This window comes from Arthrobacter sp. TJ-236 (assembly GCF_058269235.1).
Map to the genome: position 1 here is coordinate 1,301,967 of NZ_JBZCNI010000001.1, position 16,696 is coordinate 1,318,662.

At 69.7% G+C, this 16,696-nt stretch carries 16 protein-coding genes and 1 tRNA gene; 6 read left to right on the forward strand and 11 right to left on the reverse strand.

Features of this window, described 5'->3' with window-relative positions:
* Positions 1 to 52: 52 nt before the first annotated feature.
* From AC4D16_RS06090 to AC4D16_RS06110, 5 genes are all read right to left on the reverse strand, one after another.
* Positions 53 to 1,930, reverse strand: coding sequence for a DEAD/DEAH box helicase (locus tag AC4D16_RS06090; RefSeq protein WP_490948766.1), 1,878 nt, complete (start codon positions 1,928 to 1,930; stop codon positions 53 to 55).
* Positions 1,931 to 2,300: 370 nt separating this feature from the next.
* Positions 2,301 to 2,957, reverse strand: a complete 657-nt coding sequence (locus AC4D16_RS06095) for an MOSC domain-containing protein (protein ID WP_490954289.1) — start codon at positions 2,955 to 2,957, stop codon at positions 2,301 to 2,303.
* A gap of 37 nt (positions 2,958 to 2,994) precedes the next feature.
* Positions 2,995 to 3,669 carry a response regulator gene (locus tag AC4D16_RS06100; RefSeq protein WP_490954290.1) on the reverse strand — a complete coding sequence of 225 codons (675 nt, stop codon included), beginning with the start codon at positions 3,667 to 3,669 and terminating at the stop codon, positions 2,995 to 2,997.
* Positions 3,666 to 5,342, reverse strand: a complete 1,677-nt coding sequence (locus AC4D16_RS06105) for an ATP-binding protein (RefSeq protein WP_490954291.1) — start codon at positions 5,340 to 5,342, stop codon at positions 3,666 to 3,668. The genes AC4D16_RS06100 and AC4D16_RS06105 overlap by 4 nt, the downstream gene beginning before the upstream one ends.
* Positions 5,342 to 6,652, reverse strand: a complete 1,311-nt coding sequence (locus tag AC4D16_RS06110; RefSeq protein ID WP_490954292.1) for a glycosyltransferase 87 family protein — start codon at positions 6,650 to 6,652, stop codon at positions 5,342 to 5,344. The genes AC4D16_RS06105 and AC4D16_RS06110 overlap by 1 nt, the downstream gene beginning before the upstream one ends.
* Before the next feature lie 148 nt (positions 6,653 to 6,800).
* Between AC4D16_RS06110 and AC4D16_RS06115 the strand changes: the two genes are divergently transcribed.
* Positions 6,801 to 8,000 (forward strand): amidohydrolase, encoded by a 1,200-nt coding sequence (locus tag AC4D16_RS06115; RefSeq protein ID WP_490954293.1) that lies wholly within the window; start codon positions 6,801 to 6,803, stop codon positions 7,998 to 8,000.
* Positions 8,001 to 8,007: 7 nt separating this feature from the next.
* The gene (locus tag AC4D16_RS06120) at positions 8,008 to 8,424 is read left to right on the forward strand and encodes a hypothetical protein (protein WP_490954294.1); all 417 of its coding nucleotides are present in this window, start codon (positions 8,008 to 8,010) and stop codon (positions 8,422 to 8,424) included.
* 262 nt (positions 8,425 to 8,686) lie between these two features.
* On the opposite strand, the gene AC4D16_RS06125 is transcribed toward AC4D16_RS06120, so the two are convergent.
* Both AC4D16_RS06125 and AC4D16_RS06130 read right to left on the reverse strand, forming a co-directional pair.
* A complete protein-coding gene (locus tag AC4D16_RS06125; protein WP_490954295.1) occupies positions 8,687 to 9,850 on the reverse strand; it encodes a cystathionine gamma-synthase in 1,164 nt (387 codons plus the stop codon).
* Between the two features lie 28 nt (positions 9,851 to 9,878).
* Positions 9,879 to 11,255, reverse strand: a complete 1,377-nt coding sequence (locus AC4D16_RS06130; protein WP_490954296.1) for a cystathionine beta-synthase — start codon at positions 11,253 to 11,255, stop codon at positions 9,879 to 9,881.
* Positions 11,256 to 11,400: 145 nt separating this feature from the next.
* Here AC4D16_RS06130 and AC4D16_RS06135 point away from each other — a divergent pair, with 145 nt between their 5' ends.
* The 3 genes from AC4D16_RS06135 to AC4D16_RS06145 are packed head-to-tail and all read left to right on the forward strand — an operon-like array spanning position 11,401 to position 13,848.
* Positions 11,401 to 12,477: a tartrate dehydrogenase gene (locus AC4D16_RS06135; protein WP_490948267.1), complete on the forward strand. Its 1,077-nt coding sequence runs from the start codon at positions 11,401 to 11,403 to the stop codon at positions 12,475 to 12,477.
* Between the two features lie 53 nt (positions 12,478 to 12,530).
* On the forward strand, positions 12,531 to 13,505 hold the full coding sequence (locus AC4D16_RS06140) for a DNA-3-methyladenine glycosylase family protein (protein WP_490954297.1): 975 nt from the start codon (positions 12,531 to 12,533) through the stop codon (positions 13,503 to 13,505).
* Positions 13,506 to 13,557: 52 nt separating this feature from the next.
* Positions 13,558 to 13,848 carry a putative quinol monooxygenase gene (locus AC4D16_RS06145; protein WP_490954298.1) on the forward strand — a complete coding sequence of 97 codons (291 nt, stop codon included), beginning with the start codon at positions 13,558 to 13,560 and terminating at the stop codon, positions 13,846 to 13,848.
* A 117-nt stretch (positions 13,849 to 13,965) separates the two neighbouring features.
* On the opposite strand, the gene trxA is transcribed toward AC4D16_RS06145, so the two are convergent.
* On the reverse strand, positions 13,966 to 14,352 hold the full coding sequence (trxA, locus tag AC4D16_RS06150; protein WP_490948264.1) for a thioredoxin: 387 nt from the start codon (positions 14,350 to 14,352) through the stop codon (positions 13,966 to 13,968).
* An 87-nt stretch (positions 14,353 to 14,439) separates the two neighbouring features.
* Between trxA and AC4D16_RS06155 the strand changes: the two genes are divergently transcribed.
* Positions 14,440 to 14,871, forward strand: coding sequence for a DUF1810 domain-containing protein (locus AC4D16_RS06155; protein ID WP_490954299.1), 432 nt, complete (start codon positions 14,440 to 14,442; stop codon positions 14,869 to 14,871).
* Positions 14,872 to 14,890: 19 nt separating this feature from the next.
* Here AC4D16_RS06155 and AC4D16_RS06160 read toward each other — a convergent pair whose 3' ends face one another.
* From AC4D16_RS06160 to AC4D16_RS06170, 3 genes are all read right to left on the reverse strand, one after another.
* Entirely contained in the window at positions 14,891 to 15,331 is a 441-nt protein-coding gene (locus tag AC4D16_RS06160) for a MarR family winged helix-turn-helix transcriptional regulator (protein ID WP_490954300.1), read from the reverse strand.
* Between the two features lie 46 nt (positions 15,332 to 15,377).
* Positions 15,378 to 16,382: an acyltransferase family protein gene (locus AC4D16_RS06165; RefSeq protein ID WP_490954681.1), complete on the reverse strand. Its 1,005-nt coding sequence runs from the start codon at positions 16,380 to 16,382 to the stop codon at positions 15,378 to 15,380.
* Positions 16,383 to 16,584: 202 nt separating this feature from the next.
* Positions 16,585 to 16,666 (reverse strand) — tRNA-Tyr (locus AC4D16_RS06170).
* Positions 16,667 to 16,696 lie beyond the last annotated feature (30 nt).

Genomic DNA, 16,696 nt, shown 5'->3' on the forward strand with positions numbered 1-16,696 from the left:
CCCTCCGGACCTGCGTGGACCGCAGATCCGGAGGGTGACGATCAGCGGGTTCCTACCACTGCTCGGACTGCGCCGAGGAGCGTCCGGTGCCTGCTCCGGCACCCTTCGCGTGGCGCGGCTTGCGGTTGGCGTCGCCCGAGAAGCGGGTGTCGCCGTCGCGCTTCGGGAAGTCCTTCTTGAAGGGCTTCTTGAACTCGCCCGCGCCGCGGTTGCCCGCAGGCTTGCGGCCCTTGTCCAGCTCGAGGTGGATCAGCTCGCCGCCGATCCGCGTGCGGGAGAGAGCCCGCAGCTGATCGGTCGAGAGATCCGCCGGGAGTTCCACGAGGCTGTGGTCGGCCCGGATGTCGATGCCGCCGATCTGCGAGGACGAGATGCCGCCCTCGTTGGCGATCGCACCGACGATGGAGCCCGGCATCACGCGCTGGCGACGGCCCACCGCGATGCGGTAGGTGGCGTTGCCCTCGGTGAGGGTCCGCGTGGGTCCACGTGACCCGAAGGCGTCCTTCCGGCCCTCGGCCCGCTCGCGCTGACCGGCGGGTGCCACGGGGATGTCCTGGACGAGGATCGGCTGGCCGTTCTGCGCCATGACGGCGAGGGCGGCAGCGATCTCGGTCGCGGGCACGTCGTGCTCGCGCTCGTAGGTGGCGATGAGGTCGCGGAACAGGGCCACGTCCTTGCCGGCGAGCGTCTGCGTGATCTTGTCCGCGAACTTGCTGAGGCGCAGCTCGTTGATCTTGTCCGTGGAGGGCAGCTGCATCTGCTCGACCGGCTGGCGCGTGGCCTTCTCGATCGACCGCAGCAGGTACTTCTCACGCGGGGTGATGAAGAGGATCGCGTCACCCGAGCGCCCTGCACGGCCGGTGCGGCCGATGCGGTGGACGTAGGACTCGGTGTCGTTCGGGATGTCGTAGTTCACGACGAGCGAGATGCGCTCCACATCGAGGCCACGGGCGGCGACGTCCGTGGCGACGAGGATGTCGATCTTGCCGTCACGCAGGGCCTCGACCGTGCGCTCACGCTGCTGCTGCGGGATGTCCCCGTTGATGGCTGCTGCCGAGAAGCCCCGTGAACGCAACTTGTCCGCCAGGTCTTCGGTGGCCGCCTTGGTGCGGACGAAGGCGATGATGCCGTCGTAGTCCTCCACCTCGAGGATGCGGGTCATCGCGTCGAGCTTGTGCGGGCCCATGACCTGCAGGTAGCGCTGACGCGTGTTGGTGCCCGTGGTCGTCTTGCCCTTGACCGAGATCTCGGCCGGATCGTTCAGGTACTTCTTGGCGATGCGGCGGATGGCCGGGGGCATGGTCGCGGAGAACAGGGCAACCTGCTTCTCCTCGGGCGTGGAGGAGAGGATCTTCTCGACGTCCTCGGCGAAGCCCATGCGGAGCATCTCGTCCGCCTCGTCGAGCACCACGTACTCGAGGTTGGAGAGGTCGAGCGACCCCTTCTCGATGTGGTCGATGACGCGTCCGGGCGTTCCGACGACGACCTGCGCGCCACGGCGGAGGCCGTTCAGCTGCGGGCCGTAGGGGGATCCGCCGTACACGGGGAGGACGGTGAAGCCCTCCATGTGCTTGGCGTAGGACGTGAAGGCGTCGGCCACCTGGAGCGCGAGCTCGCGGGTCGGTGCGAGCACCAGGACCTGCGTGTTCTTGCTGGGGCCGCCGTTGACGTCGGCGAGCTCCGCCATCTTCGAGAGCGCCGGGACGGCGAACGCGGCGGTCTTGCCGGTGCCGGTCTGCGCCAGGCCCACGACGTCGCGGCCTTCGAGGAGTGCGGGAATGGTGGCCGCCTGGATGGGCGACGGCTTCTCGTAGCCGAGGTCGGTCAGGGCGGCGAGGATGCGGCCGTCGAGGTTGAGCTCGGTGAAGCGGATGGTCACGTCGTCGTCGCCCTGTGCGGCGGGAGCCGTGGTCGGCTCGGTGACGGGCATGATGTCGATGATCTGCTCGGGCAGGTTTTCAGGCACGGAAAAAATTCCTCCAGGTAGGTGCCGGACAGCCCTGACGGGCTGGAGCCCGCAGAGCCGAATGAACGTGGAATCCGTACCTGTTTCAATCCCGGGGCCGAACTCCTCGTCACACCGTGGTCGCCGCTGTCTCAGCGGTGGGTGTGACTCTTCTTCTAGCCGGCGCTCCCTGATGAATCTGCTCGTGAGTCTTAGCTCCGAGCCCCAACACAACCAACCGTCCGAAAGGGACGGAAACTACGGGGATACCGGTGTGGGGGATATCTCCAGTCTACGGCACGTCGCCACCGCGTCACCACGAAAGGAGGACGACGCCGGGGTGACCTTCGGCACGTCAGGCGGAAGCCGCCATGCGGAGCCCCGCCAGGGCGGCCTTGCGGACCTGCGGGGTGAGCGTCAACCGGCCCTCGGTGGCTGCGTCCAGGAGCACCTGCGCCTGGTCGCCGTCGAGGCCGGCGTACACCTGCGAGGCCGTGATGCCGTGCTCCGGGACGTCCGTCACGCGGACGGTGTCACCGGCGGCGATGCTGCCCTTGGTCACCACGCTCAGGTAGGTCCCCACACGGTTCGCCTCCGCGAAGCGCTTCACCCAGGACCGCTCCCCCAGGTAGCGCGCGAAGTTCACGCACGGCGTGCGGGGCATGGTCACCTCGAGCACCACCTCCGGGCCGACGGCCCACCGCTCTCCGATCACGGCGTTCGAGGCGTCGATGCCCGCGACCCGCAGGTTCTCACCGAACAATCCCGGCGTCACCTCGCGCCCGAGCTGCTCCGCCCAGAAATCGGCGTCCGCCTGGGAGTAGGCGTACACCGCCTTCGTGGGGCCGCCGTGGTGCTTGCGGCTCGCCTGGAGGTCCCCGGTCAGGCCGAGGGCATGGACGGCGACGGCGCCCTCGACCGGGCGCTTGTCGATCGCCGTCACACCGGTGGAATCCTTCGTGGGGTGCAGTGCGTGCACCCGGCAGACGGCGAGGAGGGAGCCTTGGATCATGGCGCCCATCCTAGGCGGTGCCCACCCGGCCTCCTTCCTAGGGGTCGAACCGGTAGCCCATGCCGCTCTCGGTCACGAAGTACCGGGGCACGCCCGGGTCCGGTTCGAGTTTCTTCCGCAGTTGCGCCATGTACACCCGGAGGTACTGGACGTCCTTGGCGTAGGCGGGGCCCCACACGTCCAGGAGCAGCTGCTGCTGGGACACCAGGCGCCCGGGCTGCGCGATCAGCCGGTCGAGGATCTTCCATTCGGTGGGCGTGAGCCGCACGTCCCGGCCGTCCTTCGTGACGCGCCGTGCACCGGCGTCGAGCATGAAGTCGACGGTCTCGATGACCGGCGCGTCGGCGGTGATGGCGGCCCGTCGGGTCGCGGCGCGGAGCCGTGCGAGCAGCTCGTCGAGCCCGAACGGCTTCGTCACGTAGTCGTCCGCGCCGGCATCGAGCGCCGCCACCTTGTCCTGCGAGCCGTGACGGGCCGAGAGCACGATGATATGGACCTGCGACCACCCGCGGATCCGCTCGAGGACCTGCACGCCGTCGATGTCCGGCAGACCGAGATCCAGCACCACCACGTCCGGGTGGTGCTCCGACGCCGCCGCGAGCGCGGTCTCGCCGTCCACCGCCGTGACGCACTGGTACCCGTAGGCGCGGAGATTGATCTCCAGGGCGCGGAGGAGCTGCGGCTCGTCGTCGACCACGAGGACACGCGTCACAGGTCCACCGCTCCGGTGGAGATGGGGAGGCGGATCACGAGGGTGAGCCCGCCGCCCGGCGTCTGCTCGGCGTCGAGCACGCCGCCCATCACCTCGGTGAAGCCCTTGGCGACGGCAAGTCCGAGCCCCACACCGCCGCCGGCTGGGGCGTCGTCGAGCCGCTGGAACGGGCGGAACATGGCGGCCACCTCGTCGCGGGAGACGCCCTGGCCGTGGTCGATGACCCGCAGCTCGCTCGCCGGGAAGCCATTGATGAGCGCTCGTCCGGTCCCGCCGACGGACGCCCTGATCTCGATGGGCGACTCCGGCGCGTACTTCACCGCGTTCTCGACGATGTTCGCGAGCACGCGCTCGAGCAGGCCGGGATCCGCCTCGATGGCCGGGAGGTTGGGCGGGAGGGAGACCTGCACGCGGTCCTCGGGCACGTTCGCGAGCGCGGGAGCGACGACGTCGCCCCACCGGAGGGGCCGCACGTGCGCGTTGACGGCGTCACCGGTGATGCGCGACATGTCGAGCAGGTTGTTCACGAGGTTGTCCAGCCGGTCGGAGTAGTCCTCGATGGTGCCGAGCAGCTCGTCCTCGTCCTCCGCGGAGAACGTCACCTCCGACTGCCGGAGGCTCGTGACGGCGAGCTTGATCCCCGCGAGCGGGGTGCGGAGGTCGTGGGAGACGGAGCGGAGGATCGCCGTGCGCATCACGTTCCCCTCCACGAGCCGCCGGTTGGTCCGCGTGCTGGCCAGCAGTTCCTGGCGCTGCAGCATCGAGCGGAGCTGCCCTACGAACGCGGTGAGCACACCGCGGTCACGCGCGGACAGGGAGCGGCCGAAGAGGGCCAGCGTGACGCCGTCGTCCACGGGGGCGACGGCGACCGCCGCCTCGAGCGCCCACAAGACCTCGCGGGGACGCCGCTCCGTGCCCTTGTCCGACACGCTCCTCCGGGCAGGGCCTCCTCCGCGCCGCCGCCCCGATGCGGTCGGCTCGGCGGGAGTCGGCCGTTCGGCCAGGGCCCTGAGCTCGGCCACCGGCGCTGCGGAGGGCGCGCCCGGAGCGTCCGCCACCGGAGTCGTGGCATCGCCCGTCGCGCCCCTCGCGCCGGCCTCCTCGGAGGTGCCTGCTGGGCCGTCCGCCGCTGGAGCGTCGTCGGAGGGGCCGAAGAGCGCCACGGCGTCGGCGTCGAACTGGGCCTGGACGTGCCGGAGGAAACCCTGCAGCGTGTCCTCCTCGGCGAGGACGCCGCGGGCCAGCTCGCCCAGCAGCGCCGCTTCCTGCTGCGCCAGCGCGGCTTCGCGGGAACGGCGGGCCGAGAGCCCGACCACGAGGGAGACGGCCACCGCCACCGTGATGAAGATCAGGACCGTCACCACGTTCCCGGTATCGGCGATCTCGAGGGACCCGAACGGCTCGGTGGAGGTGTAGTTCAGGATGATGCTGCTCCACAGGGCTGCCAGGAGCGCGGGCCACAGGCCCCCGATCAGTGCGACGGCGATGACGCCCGCGAGCTGGAACAGGACGTCGACGGCGAGCAGCGACCGCCCGACGGCGAGGACCGCGACCTCCAGCAGGGGCGGCAGGAGCAGGGCGACGACGCAGGCCACGACCACGCGGAGGCGGCTGACCGGCGCCGCGATGGTGCGCAGCGGTGCCGGCGGGACGCGCGCGGACGCCGCAGCCATCAGGTGTCCCGGGTCCCGGCGACGAGTTCGTCGGCCGGGTCCGAGAGACGCAGCGACTCCTCGAGGCGCGCGTCCGTCCGGAGCCGCCGCGAGAGCAGCACCCAGAACACGGTGATGCCGAGGGCGCAGAACACACCGGCACTCGAGGCCATCAGCCAGCCGGTGGTGAGTTGCGAGTTGAGGTCCTCCGCGCCGAACAGCAGGCCGATCGTCTTCGGCGAGTAGACGAAGACGGCGAGCGTGAGAACGAACAGGACGGCCGCCGTCCGCCGGTACGCCGGGAGGTCGCGCGGGAGGCCCGCGGCCTGACCGGCGAGCACCGCGAGCACGACGGCGATCCACACCCAGTGGTGCGACCACGAGATGGGCGAGATGAGGAGCATCAGCAGGGCGGTCATGGCGATGGGGGTGAAGCGGTCACCGCGCTGCCGGCCGGTATGGAGGACGAAGGAGGTCGCGGCGACCAGCAGCAGGGAGATCAGCAGCCAGGGAACGGTGGAGGGGAAGTCCGGACCCATGAAGTGGAGGACCGCCCCGCGGATCGAGAGGTTGTCCACGTATCCCTCGCCGCCGATCCGGCCGGTGTCCCGGAGCATCTGCAGCCAGTAGGTCGCCGATTCGGCGGGCAGGAGGAGAAAGCCGAGGGCGATGGTCCCCACGAACCCGGCCCCCATGGTGAACAGCTGCTTCCACTCCCCCCGCACCAGGAAGTAGAGCCCGAAGACGAGGGGCGTCAGCTTGATACCGGCCGCGATCCCGGTGAGCAGACCGGTCGGGACGCGGCGGTGCGGCCCGGAGAGGAGGTCCGCCGCGATCATCGCGAAGAGCAGGATGTTGACCTGCGAGAAGGCCATGGTCTCGCGCCACGGCCCCAGCAGGCAGACCAGGCCCGTGCCGGCGATCGCGAGCGGCAGCGCGGTGGGATGCCGGAGCGTGGCCCCGAGACTCCGGAAACCGCCTAGGTAGCGCGTGACGACCAGCGAGGTGAGCGCGGCGACGAGGATCGAGAGCCCCACGAAGATCGCCGCTCCCGTCTCCGCGCTCACGAGCGTGAGCACCGTGAAGGCGAGCGCGGCGAACGGCGGGTAGGTGAACAGGAGCGAGCCCGCGCCCTCCCCGAAGGACCGCGTGTAGAGGGAGCCGTCGGCGTCCACCACGGACTGTCCGCCCATGCGGTACACGCGGTAGTCGAGGCCGATCACGTCCGCCCAGGTGAACGCCCAGGTGAGCAGGGCGGCGGCGACGACGACCGAGGCCACGAGCCCCAGCACCCGGACGAACGGCGTCGCGGGGGCGGTGCGCTGGCTCATGGATCCCTTCCGAAGGAGGTGCGTGCGGAACCGGCTCGCGGGGGGTCCCCGGCACGGCTCATCCAGTGTAGGCACGGCCCCGGGCGTGCACCCGCGGACGGCTAGGGTGGAAAACAGTCCGGTACCTCTGCGAAAGGCCCACCTGCTCATGTCACAGCCCACGGCAACCACCTCCCCCATCACGGCGATCACGAACGCCCACGTGATCCCGATCGACGGCGAACCCTTCGACGGGACGGTGGTGGTGGAGGACGGCCGCATCACCGCGCTCGGGGCGTCGGTGGACGTCCCCGAGGGGGCCACGGTCATCGATGCGGGCGGCAAATGGTTGCTCCCCGGCTTCGTGGACGCGCACGTGCACCTCGGCACGCACGAGGAGGGCGAGGGCGCCGCGGGTGACGACACCAACGAGATGACGGACCCGAACACGGCGGGCGTCCGCGCGATCGACGCCATCAACCCCTTCGACCCCGGATTCGACGACGCCCTGGCGGGCGGCGTGACGACGGTGAACGTGAACCCCGGCTCCGGCAACCCGATCGGTGGTCTCGCCGTCGCCCTTCACACGCACGGCCGGTACCTCGAGGAGATGGTGCTCCGCTCCCCCAGCGGTCTGAAGTCCGCGCTCGGCGAGAACCCGAAGCGCGTGTACGGGGCCAAGGGCAAGACGCCCTCCACCCGCCTGGGCACGGCGCTGGTGATCCGCGAGGCGTTCATGGAGGCCCAGAACTACATGGGCAAGGCCGACGAGAACGCGCGTGATCCGCACATGGAGGCCCTCGCCATGGTGCTCCGCCGCGAGATCCCCTGGCGCCAGCACGCGCACCGCGCCGATGACATCGCCACCGCGATCCGCATCGCCGACGAGTTCGGGTACGACCTCGTGCTCGACCACGGCACCGAGGCCCACCTGCTCGGAGATGTCCTGGCCAAGCGGGGCACGCCCGTGCTGATCGGTCCGCTGTTCACCACCAAGTCCAAGGTGGAGCTGCGCGGGCGGTCCATCGCGAACCCGGGCAAGCTCGCCCGGGCGGGCGTCGAGATCTCGATCATCACCGACCACCCGGTCATCCCGATCAACTTCCTGGTGCACCAGGCCACCCTCTCCATCAAGGAGGGCCTGGACCGAGAGACCGCACTGCGCTCGATCACCATCAACCCCGCGAAGGTCCTCGGACTCGCGGACCGGCTCGGGTCCCTCGCCGTCGGGAAGGACGCCGACCTGGTGCTGTGGAGCGGCGACCCCCTCGACGTCATGCAGCGTGCACTGCAGGTGTGGATCGGCGGCGCCGAGGTCTACTCGTACGACGTCGAGTCCCACACCGCCACCGTTGCTCCCCGGGGCTAGGCAGCCGGTGGCGACTCCCCTGCCGCCGCGGCCCTTCACCCTGCGCGCGGCCCTGGTGCTGTGGCTCACAATCTCCGTACTGATGCTCATCGCCGCCGGCACGTTCATCACGTCGGCGGCGGTGCAGGATCTCGAGCGCGCAGGGTTCATCGGGCTGGGCGCGCTGTTCGGGGCACTCGCCGTGCTGCAGCTGATCCTGCTGATCCCCCTGCGGCGGGGCAGGCGGGGCGCGCGTGAACTGCTGACGACCATCGGGATCATCGCGGGCGTGCCCATCATCGTCCGCGGGACGCCGGGGCTCTCGCTGATCGCGGGCGCCATGCTCGTGGCGGTGCTCCTCATGTGGCTCCCGCAGAGCAGCGACTACTTCCAGCTCACGCAGCCGAAGGCGAAGAAGCGGTTGCGGTTGCCCTTCTCCCGCTGACCGGGTTCGGGTCCGCGCTGCCCTCGCTGTCAGTGTCGGGCTGCGGATCCCGTCCCCAGGGGCGGCTGCGGCTTGGTGCACGCGCTTGAAGCGCTGGACCGCGTGTCGGGTCGTGACGCGCCGCTGATTAGCAACCCTCACGCGTCAACGGCGCGCATGAAGCCGCAGCCCGCCGTGCGACGTGCAGCCGAAGCTGCGAATGCCGACACACGAAAGGCCCCTCCGAGGAGGGGCCTTTCCTGTATCTACCAGCTCAGGAAGATCAGCGCAGTGCCGCGATGGCCTGCTCGAGGTCGCCGATGAGGTCCTCGATGTCCTCGATGCCGACCGAGAGCCGGATGAGGTTCTCGGGGACGGCGAGCTCGGTGCCCTTGACGGACGCGTGCGTCATGTCGGACGGGTAGTTCATGAGCGACTCGATGCCCCCGAGGGACTCCGCGAGGATGAACACGTGGGTGTTCTCGGCCACCTTCTTCGCCGCCTCCGCACCGCCCGTGAACGTCACGGAGATCATGCCGCCGAAGTCCTTCATCTGCGCGGCGGCGAGCTCGTGCCCCGGGTGCTCGGTGAGGCCCGGGTAGTAGACGCGCTCCACCTCGTCCTGCTCCTGCAGCCAGCGGGCTATCGCCATCGCGTTCGAGGAGTGCCGGTCCATGCGGACGCCGAGCGTCTTCAGACCACGTGTGGTCAGCCAGGCCTCCATGGGCGCGGAAACGGCACCCACCGCGAACTGGATGAAGCCGACCTTCTCGGCCAGCTCGTCGTCGTTCACCACGACGGCGCCGCCGCTCGCGTCCGAATGGCCGCCGATGTACTTGGTGGTGGAGTGCACGACGACGTCGGCCCCGAAGGTCAGCGGCTGCTGCAGGTAGGGCGAGGCGAAGGTGTTGTCGACCACGAGCAGCGCCCCGGCGTCGTGGGCCAGCTGCGCCGTCGCCGCGATGTCGGTGATCTTCATCATCGGGTTCGACGGCGTCTCGACCCACACCATCTTGGTGTTGTGCGCGGCGATCGCGGCCTGCACGGCGGCAGTATCGGCCATGTCCACGGCGGTGTTGGTGATGCCCCACTGGGACAGCACGCGGTCGATCAGGCGATAGGTGCCGCCGTAGGCGTCGTTCCCGAGGACGATGTGATCGCCGGGCCGGAGGGCACCACGGATCAGCGCGTCCTCGGCGGCGAGGCCCGAGGAGAAGCTGAAGGCGTGCTTGCCACCCTCGAGGGCGGCGATCTGGACCTGCAGCGCGTCACGCGTCGGGTTGCCGCCGCGGCCGTACTCGTACCCGTTGCGCAGCTGACCTATGCCGTCCTGCGCGAAGGTGGTGGTCTGGTACAGGGGCGGGATCACCGCTCCCGTGAGGGGATCGGGGGTCTGCCCCGCGTGGACCGCTCGGGTGTTGAAACCCTGGGCGTCAGAGTGCGTCACGATGCTCCTGCGAATGGGGGTGGGGTGGTTACGTGCTCAGGTATGTCAGCAAGTCCTGACGCGTGAGAATTCCCACGGGCGCGCCGACGTTCGTCACCATCAGCGTGTCGCTGTGCTCCAGCGCCGTGCGCGCCGCGTCCACCGATTCCAGGGCGCCGATGAGGGGCAGCTTCGACTCCATGTGGTCGGCGACGGCGTCGGTCATGGATGCCTCGCCGCGGAAGATCTTCTCGGTCAGCGTGCGCTCGTGGACGGCCCCGAGCACTTCGCCGATCCTCACGGGCGGCTCGTGGGAGAGCACCGGCATGGAGGACACCCCGTGCTTCTGCATGAGCGCGACGACGTCGCGCACCGTCCCGCTGGGGCGGACGTGGACGAGGTCCGGCAGGGCCCCGCTCTTCGCGCCCAGCACGGCGGCGATGGTGGTGTCGCCGCCGTCGGACATGAAGCCGTAGTTCTTCATCCAGTCGTCGTTGAACACCTTGCCGAGGTACCCGCGGCCGCCGTCGGGCAGGAGGACCACCACGAGGTCGTCGGCCGTGAGGGTGCGGGCGACGCGGAGTGCCGCGACGACCGCCATGCCGCACGAACCGCCGACCAGCAGGCCCTCCTCGCGGGCGAGGCGGCGCGTCATCTCGAAGCTCTCGGCGTCGGTGACCGCAAGGATCTCGTCGGGGACGGCGGGGTCGTAGGAGTCGGGCCACATGTCCTCGCCCACGCCCTCGACGAAGTAGGGGCGCCCCGTGCCGCCGGAGTAGATGGAGCCGTCCGGGTCGGCGCCGATGATGCGCACCGGACCGCCCTCGCGGTCCGCGGAGATCTCCTTGAGATAGCGGCCGGTGCCGCTGATGGTGCCGCCGGTGCCGACGCCCGTGACGAAGTGCGTGAGCTTCCCGTCGGTGTCGGCCCAGATCTCGGGGCCGGTGGTCTCGTAGTGGCTCAGCGGGCCGTTCTGGTTGGAGAACTGGTCGGGCTTGTAGGCGCCCTTGATCTCGCGGACCAGGCGGTCGGATACGCCGTAGTAGGACTCGGGGCTGTCGGGGGCGACCGCCGTGGGCGTGACCACCACCTCCGCGCCGTACGCCTTCAGCACGTTGCGCTTGTCCTCGCCCACCTTGTCCGGCACCACGAAGACGCACTTGTAGCCGCGCTGCTGCGCCACGAGCGCGAGGCCGACGCCGGTGTTGCCGGAGGTCGGTTCCACGATGGTGCCGCCGGGCTTGATCTTGCCCTCGGCCTCGGCGGCGTCGATGATCTTCACCGCGATGCGGTCCTTCACCGAGCCACCCGGGTTCAGGTACTCGACCTTCGCGAGGACGGTGGCGGCGATGCCGTCGGTGACGGAGTTGAGCTTGACCAGCGGCGTGTTGCCGATGAGGTCCACGATCGAGTTGGCGTACTTCATGCCCTCAACGCTACCGGCTGGTACACACGGTCCCGAGCGGGTGTGACGCCGCAGGACACGAACCGCGCCCACCAGGGGCTGGGACAGCCGGGCGCCGGAGCCTAGGCTGGGCGGATACCCAGCCTGCTGACAAGGAGTGCCAGTCATGACGAACGTGTACAGGATCGCGGCCATCGCGGGGGACGGCATCGGCAAGGAGGTCATGCCGGAGGGCCTGCGCGCACTCGACGCCGCGGCCGAGGCCTACGGTTTCCGCGTGGAGGTGTCCGAGTTCGACTACGCCAGCGCCGACTACTACGTGGAGCACGGCAAGATGCTGCCGGACGGCTGGTTCGAGGAGCTCCGCGCCTTCGATGCCATCTTCTTCGGCGCGGTGGGCTGGCCCGACGTCGTGCCCGATCACGTCTCGCTGTGGGGCAGCCTCCTGCAGTTCCGCCGGCACTTCGACCAGTACGTGAATCTCCGCCCGGTGCGCCTGCTCCCCGGGATCACGAGCCCGCTCGCGGGCCGCGAACCGGGCGATGTCGACTTCTACGTGGTGCGCGAGAACACCGAGGGCGAGTACTCGAGCGTGGGCGGGCGCATGTTCGAGGGGACGGAGCGGGAGACCGTCATCCAGGACACCGTCATGACGCGGACGGGCGTGGACAGGATCCTCCGATACGCGTTCGAGCTGGCCCAGAAGCGGGAGAAGAAGCACCTCACCTCCGCGACCAAGAGCAACGGCATCTCGATCACCATGCCCTACTGGGACGAGCGCGTGGAGGCGATGGCGGCGCAGTACGAGGGCATCCGCACCGACAAGTTCCACATCGACATCCTCTGCGCGAACTTCGTGCTGCACCCCGACTGGTTCGACGTCGTGGTGGCCAGCAACCTCTTCGGCGACATCCTCTCCGATCTCGGGCCCGCCTGCACGGGGACCATCGGCGTGGCACCGAGCGGCAACATCAACCCGGACCGCACCTACCCGAGCCTCTTCGAGCCGGTCCACGGCTCCGCACCGGACATCGCGGGCCAAGGCATCGCCAATCCCGTGGGCCAGATCTGGAGCGCGTCCATGATGCTCGAGCACCTCGGCGAACCCGAGGCCGCCGCGGGCGTCCTCTCGGCCATCGAGTCCGTCCTCGCGGCCGGCGGCGACACACTCACGCGGGACCTCGGGGGCACGGGCACGACGTCGTCGCTCGGGGAGGCGATCACCGCCGCCATCCGCGCATGATCGCTCGGTCGTGGCGCCCCTGAACCGTCGCACCGCCGTGACACCATGAACGGATGAGCATCGCCCCCGCCGTCGCACTCCCGGGCGCGGAGACCGCGGAGTGGATCCCTGACGGCCCGTACGACCTCGCCAGGACCATCCGAACGCTGCAGTGCGGCGCCCATGATCCCTCCTTCATCGTCCAGGCGCCGATCCACTGGCTGGCCTTCCGCAGCGCCGACGGTCCTGTGACCCTGGCGCTGCGCCAGCACGGCACGCTCAACGAGAGCCGGGTCCGCGCGACCGCCTGGGGCCCGGGTGCGGGGAATGCCCTGGAATGCCTGCCGCGCCTCCTCGGCGCCGACGACGACTGGAGCGCGTTCGACGACGCCGCGTTCCGTGCGACCCTGCCCGACCTCGCACAGAAGGGCAGGTACCTGAACCCCGGGCTGCGCCTCCCCGCCTGCGGCCGCATGATGGACACCGTGGCGCGCGTCATCCTCGAGCAGAAGGTCACCGGCATCGAGGCGAAGCGGGCATGGCGCTACCTCCTCACGCGGTACGGCGACGCCGCTCCGGGTGCCGGCGACGTGGCACCCGCAGGGCTGCGCCTCCCTCCGACGGCCGAGCAGTGGCGCAGGGTCCCCTCCTGGGACTGGCACCGGGCCGGCGTCGATGCGAAGAGGTCGACGACGATCCTCAAGGCCGCGCTCGTGGCCACCGGGCTGGAACGCCTCGCGTCGAAGCCGGGCGGCGACGCCGTTGCCGCCGGCCTCCGGTCCGTCCCCGGCATAGGCGTCTGGACGGTCGCGGAAGTGGTTCAGCGCACGCACGGCTGCCCGGATTCCATCTCCGTGGGCGATTACCACCTCGCGGCGTACGTGGGCGCGGCGCTCACGGGACGGCGGACCGACGACGCCGGGATGATCGAACTGCTGAAGCCCTGGAAGGGGCAGCGCCAGCGCGTGGTCCGGTCCCTCTACTCCAGCGGTTTCCGCAAACCGACCTTCGGCCCGCGCCTCTCGCCAGAGGACCATCGCTCCCGCTGACCCCTTACCGAGCTCTGCGGACCCGTCCGGTCCCCGGCACTAGGGTGGAGGCATGAGCGAAAAAGTCGATGTCACCGCCGTGTTCACCCCGCTCGAGGGCGAGTTCTTCCGCGTGAAGCTCGCCCTGGAGATCGCGATCGAGCAGGTGGTGCAGGAGCCCGGATGCATCCAGTACGAGATCACGGACGCGCAGGAGGACCACATTGTCCTCACCGAGCAGTGGGAGAGCACCGAACTGCTCGAAACCCACCTCCGCGGGCCCGCGGTGCAGGACCTCGGCGAGTCACTGAGCGCGCTGCTCGCCAAGCCCGCCGAGATCGTCCGCTCGGACCAGCCGGCCTGATCCCGCCCTCCTCGGCAGACGAGTCCGGACTCGTCCGACCCTGCCGGAGCATGAAGAAACCCCGCACTCGAGGAGTGCGGGGTTTCTTTCTGCCCGGAACATCGGCAGCCGGCAGGGTTACTGCGCGGCGGGGCCGCTGCCCTCGGTCTGCTGCTGGGCGATCTGCTCGTGGACAGCCTTCATGTCGAGGCCCTTCACGGCGTCGACGAGTTCGCCGAACTGCGTGGCGTTCAGTGCACCCGGCTGGGAGAACACGAGCACCTTGTCCCGGAACGCCATGAGCGTGGGGATCGAGGTGATGCCCGCGGCGGCGGCGAGCGACTGCTCGGCCTCGGTGTCCACCTTCGCGAAGGTGACGTCGTCGTGCTGCTGCGAGACGGCGTCGTACACGGGAGCGAACTGCTTGCACGGTCCGCACCACTCGGCCCAGAAGTCAACGAACACGATGTCGTTGCCCTCGATGGTCTCGGGGAAGCTTGCCTCGGTGATATTGATAGTCGACATCGTTCAAGGCTAGCGACCGCGCCGAGCGCTGTCAGGCGTGTTCGCTACCGAAGAAGACCCCCCAGGCACGAGACCCGAGGAGACCCGGTGACCGATCCCCACGGCCTCGCCCGCTTCGTCGAGGCGCAGGACGCCCACGGCACCTATGCGGGCGCGCTCGCGGAACTGCGGCGTGGGAGGAAGACCGGCCACTGGATGTGGTTCGTCTTCCCGCAGATCGCCGGCCTCGGGAGCAGCCCGACGTCGATCCGGTACGCGATCGCGTCGCTCGAGGAGGCCCGCGCCTACCTGGCGCATCCGGTCCTCGGAGCGCGGCTCGAGGAGTGTGCCGCGGCCCTCCTCGACCTCGACGGGTCGGACGCCACGGCGGTGCTCGGCGGCATCGACGCCCGCAAACTGCACTCCTCGATGACCCTCTTCCACCGCGCGGATCCTTCCCGCGGCGTGTTCCGCGACGTCCTGGAGCGCTACTTCGCAGGCGCGGAGGACCCAGGGACGACGGCGATCCTCGCGGGGTGAGCGTCACCCCGGCAGGGTCCTAGCTGCTGTGGTTGAGCTTCTCGATGACCGGGAGTGCGGCGGCGAGTACAGCCGTCTCGTCGTCGTCGAGCTGCGCCAGGAGGGCCGCGACGCGCTCGTTACGACGGCGGCTCGCATCCTCCCAGGCACTGCGCCCCTTCGCAGTGAGGTGAACCAGGACGGCGCGTGAGTCCGTCGGGTCGGGCCGCCTCGTCACGAGGCCCGCCTGCTCGAGCTTGATGATCTGCTCGGTCGCGGAGGGTACGCGGACACCCAGGTTCGCTGCGACGCGGCTGACCCTGAGCGGCTGGTCCGCCGCCATGCCGAGCGTGCTCATCTGCATGGTGGTGATGTCGCCCGGCTCCTCCATGGACCGGCTGAGGTACACGGCGTGGCGCAGGGTGGTCCTGAAGGACTCCGCAAGGGCCAGCAAGTGCGGATCTGACGGCGAGGAGGTCATGATGACGCACCCTAACAGGCGGCATCCCGGTCAGGTGCGGAGGCGGCTAGGCCTGCCGCAGCCCCCGGAAGCGTGAGGCACGGTCGCGTGGCCTCCTCTTGAGCGCGGGGAGTTCGAACAGGAGGTTGACCGACGCGTGCCGGCGCGTCGAATACATCCATGCCAGACCGACGGGCGCGCCCACCCCCACGAGCACGAGGAGCGGCAGCATGAACCAGCCCTCCGAGAGGCCGGCGGAGTCGGCCAGGGCCAACGCGATCATGATGGGCCCGAGGTGCGCCACGTAGAACACGAGGGAGTAGCGACCCACGAACTCGAGGGCCGCCGTCGTCCTTCCCGTGGGCAGGCGGGGGAAGACCCAGCAGAGGACGCCGAGCGCGCCGAGCACGCCCCAGACGAATTCGCCGCGGTACAGCACGTCGCGTCCGGCGACACTGAGCACGCCCACCGTCACGGCCGAGGCGGCCGCGAGCGCCAGGACCCAGGGCCTGCTGATGGCCCGTTCCACGGCCCCGGCGTGCTTCGCGCACCACGCGCCGAAGAAGAAGAAGGCTGCGAGGAAGGCCATCGTCTCGGCCCTGCTCGCGTCGGGCAGGAGGAAGGAGACGCCCAAGCCCACGCCGGCGATCACCAGCGGTGGCACACGCCTGAGCGGGAACGCGAGCACGTAGAACACCAGGATGAACCACAGGTACCAGAGGTACGTCGGCGAGAAGTAGGCGATCTGCGCGAGCGACGTGACTGCGAGGTCCCCGCTGGCGGCGAGGATGATCACCGACCACAGGACATAGGGCCACGCGACCATCGACACCTTGCCGGCGAAGTACTCGCGGCCGGTCTTCGCGACGGACTGCGGCAGCAGGATGCCCGAGAGGAACATGAGCACCGGCATGCGGAACGGTTCGAGGAACAGGTTGACCTGATCGACTCCGGGCACGGGACCTGTGGCGATGCGGAGCGCTTCACCGGCATGGAGCAGGACGACGAGGAGGATGGCGACGCCGCGCAGGCTGTCGAGCCACCCGATCCGGGCGTTCGGTTCACTGGTGATGGTGGCCCTCCTGCCCCTCGTTCCTCACTGTAGGGGCGGCTCCTGACAGTTCTCGGGAGCGTGCGGCGGTATTGCGGGAGGCCGGAAAACCTGCTCCGAAGGAGCGGATGGACTCCCGCGGGTCGACCTGCACATCGTCGATCCCATGCGAAAGGCCGGCACCTCCGTTGTCTCCAACGGCTGTACCGGCCTCTCGGTCCTGTGGCAGATGAGGGATTCGAACCCCCGTAGGCGTTGCCAGCTGATTTACAGTCAGCCCCCTTTGGCCGCTCGGGTAATCTGCCGAACGTCTTCACTGGAAGACCGCCCGCGGC

Coding starts and splice junctions, on each gene's coding strand:
- AC4D16_RS06090 (WP_490948766.1), bottom strand. CDS start 1,930: ATGCCCGTCACCGAGCCGACCACGGCTCCCGCCGCACAGGGCGACGAC.
- AC4D16_RS06095 (WP_490954289.1), bottom strand. CDS start 2,957: ATGATCCAAGGCTCCCTCCTCGCCGTCTGCCGGGTGCACGCACTGCAC.
- AC4D16_RS06105 (WP_490954291.1), bottom strand. CDS start 5,342: ATGGCTGCGGCGTCCGCGCGCGTCCCGCCGGCACCGCTGCGCACCATC.
- AC4D16_RS06110 (WP_490954292.1), bottom strand. CDS start 6,652: ATGAGCCAGCGCACCGCCCCCGCGACGCCGTTCGTCCGGGTGCTGGGG.
- AC4D16_RS06115 (WP_490954293.1), top strand. CDS start 6,801: ATGTCACAGCCCACGGCAACCACCTCCCCCATCACGGCGATCACGAAC.
- AC4D16_RS06130 (WP_490954296.1), bottom strand. CDS start 11,255: ATGAAGTACGCCAACTCGATCGTGGACCTCATCGGCAACACGCCGCTG.
- AC4D16_RS06135 (WP_490948267.1), top strand. CDS start 11,401: ATGACGAACGTGTACAGGATCGCGGCCATCGCGGGGGACGGCATCGGC.
- AC4D16_RS06140 (WP_490954297.1), top strand. CDS start 12,531: ATGAGCATCGCCCCCGCCGTCGCACTCCCGGGCGCGGAGACCGCGGAG.
- AC4D16_RS06145 (WP_490954298.1), top strand. CDS start 13,558: ATGAGCGAAAAAGTCGATGTCACCGCCGTGTTCACCCCGCTCGAGGGC.
- trxA (WP_490948264.1), bottom strand. CDS start 14,352: ATGTCGACTATCAATATCACCGAGGCAAGCTTCCCCGAGACCATCGAG.
- AC4D16_RS06160 (WP_490954300.1), bottom strand. CDS start 15,331: ATGACCTCCTCGCCGTCAGATCCGCACTTGCTGGCCCTTGCGGAGTCC.